Source organism: Moorena sp. SIO4E2 (genome assembly GCF_010671945.1).
Lineage (GTDB): Bacteria > Cyanobacteriota > Cyanobacteriia > Cyanobacteriales > Coleofasciculaceae > Moorena > Moorena producens.
In genome coordinates this window covers 1-2,114 of the sequence record NZ_JAAHIE010000956.1, presented here as the reverse complement: position 1 = coordinate 2,114, position 2,114 = coordinate 1, and the positions used below count along the sequence as shown (strand labels likewise).

At 45.5% G+C, this 2,114-nt stretch carries 2 protein-coding genes; both read right to left on the bottom strand.

Translation table 11 applies throughout. From position 1 onward, the window contains the following. Nucleotides 1-24: 24 nt before the first annotated feature. Entirely contained in the window at nucleotides 25-213 is a 189-nt protein-coding gene (locus F6K37_RS39395) for a hypothetical protein (RefSeq protein WP_287256691.1), read from the bottom strand. A 141-nt stretch (nucleotides 214-354) separates the two neighbouring features. After that, a partial coding sequence (locus tag F6K37_RS39390; protein ID WP_287256689.1) for a hypothetical protein occupies nucleotides 355-2,114 on the bottom strand: 1,760 nt, incomplete at its 5' end.

Genomic DNA, 2,114 nt, shown 5'->3' with positions numbered 1-2,114 from the left:
CAGTCAGCCGTCAGCCGTCAGCCGTCAGCCATTCGCTACGCGAACAGTAGTGTGGCCATAAGCCATAAGCCATAAGCCATAAGCCATAAGCCATAAGCCATAAGCCATAAGCTGATACGCGACACGCTGATAGCTGATACGCGACACGCTGATAGCTGATACGCGACACGCTGATAGCTGATACGCGACACGCTGATAGCTGATACGCGACACGCTGAATGCTTACGAATTATCGATTTCGACTCCTCCATGGAATCAAAATCGACCTAGGGCAGTCTGTAGATCACACTTAAGAGTATGATGTAAAGCTTACTGCTTATCCTTTAGCGCCAGAAAAAGCTAATTACCCCCAGATTAATCCTCTTTTTTACGTGGTTTTTTAATAAATAGTGACTCTTCTAGGCTAGGCCAATTATCATCATCAAGTTTTATGGGCTCAGATTCAGTCTGTTGTGCCACAGGAAAGTCAAACAAATCTTCCATGAGGTCCTCAGATGCTTTCTCTGATTGATCGGTGATCTCAGAGATTTCTAGAAACGGATCTAACTCTTGAGATTCATCCTGATTAACTTTATGGTTATCAGTTAGGTCATCAGTTAGGTCATTGGTCAGTTCTGAAGTATCTGGATCTTCCGAAGGTGCCGATAGATCCAAGCTATTTCCTAGAGATGGATAAGATTCCAGTTCATCAGTTGGGAAATCATCCCAGTCTTCATCAAGTTCTAAATCTGTTGCTGATCCATTGAGATTGCTTGGTGCAGTGAACGGATTAGCGTTTTTCGTTAATGTATCCCACTCATTATCCTCAGAGACATCCAATGAATCTATCTCAGGAGTGGTCAATTCTAGTGATGACTCCTGCGGTTGTTCCAACATCCAATCATCCCAATCCTCATTTTCTTCTAGCTCCAATGATTCTAGGCTAAGGATGTTAGTTTCTGCATCAATCTGTTGTGTGTCTTCTTCAAACAAATCACCCCATTCCTCTTCTAATTCATGGTTTGAAGCCTCAGTTGTGGGTTCTGGTGATAATGGTGTTGACTCCAAATCTTCTAATGTCAGGAGTTCCCAATTTTGATTATCCACTGCATCGGATGGCTTTAAATCAGCAGGTTCCGATTGTTCTTCAACGAATTCCTGCCATTGTTGATCAATTTCTGCATCTGAAACGTCTTGGTCACTTAGCTCCTGATCAGGCACAGATTCCAGTAATTCCCACATCGAGTCATCCCAATCGTCCTGTTCAGTTTCCGCTTCTAATGCCTGGGTGCTATCTGTGGATGGCATCAGTGAGGATTCCAGTTCGGCTGAGGGGACTTCTAGCAATTCCGGCTCAGTTTCTAGGAAAGAGTCGGGACTAGCCTGGGTTTCTTCTGGAACTGGGGGTGGAGGTACCAAGATTGACTCCAGTTCTGGTGCCGTATCCGGTAGGAAGTCAGGAATAATCTCTGTTTCTTCGTCAATGGGGGGTGGAGTTACCAAGACTGACTCCACTTCTGGAGCCGTATCTGGTAGCAAGTCAGGACTAATGTCTGTTTCCTCTTCAATGGGGGGTGGAGGTACCAAGACTGACTCACTTTCTGACCACCTATCCTGTAGGAAGTTTGCTATTGCTTCTTCCTCCTCCAATTCAGTAGTTTCTGGCAATTCATTACTCTCAGTAATCTCTGGAAACAAACCAGCGTCAGAAACTACTTCATCGACTACTTCATCGACCAATCCAGGTTTTATGATTGGCTCAGTTACGGTGTAGGGATTCATCAATGAATCATCAAGTTTCCCTGGGGTAGGAGTTGTTACAGACTCAAGGTCAGCAGAGATGGTTGGAGGTGTCTCTGGTGCTGCCTGAGTCGGTTCTACTTCGGCTGGGGGAGGTTCTGCTACTAACTCCGAGGCAGAGGCAACTGCTGCTGCTGCCAATCCAGTCCCCAAAACCGCTTTAGTAACTGTATCGACACGATGCTCTGTGTGTGACTCTACTGACTCTACTGACTCTATGGCTACTCTAGTTTCAGTTACCGGTTCTATGCTTGGTAATAAATGGGTTTCACCCCTAGGGGATTCAGGCTCTATAACCCCAGTAGTGCTAGTTGGGTAACCTAGAGTGAGTAGAA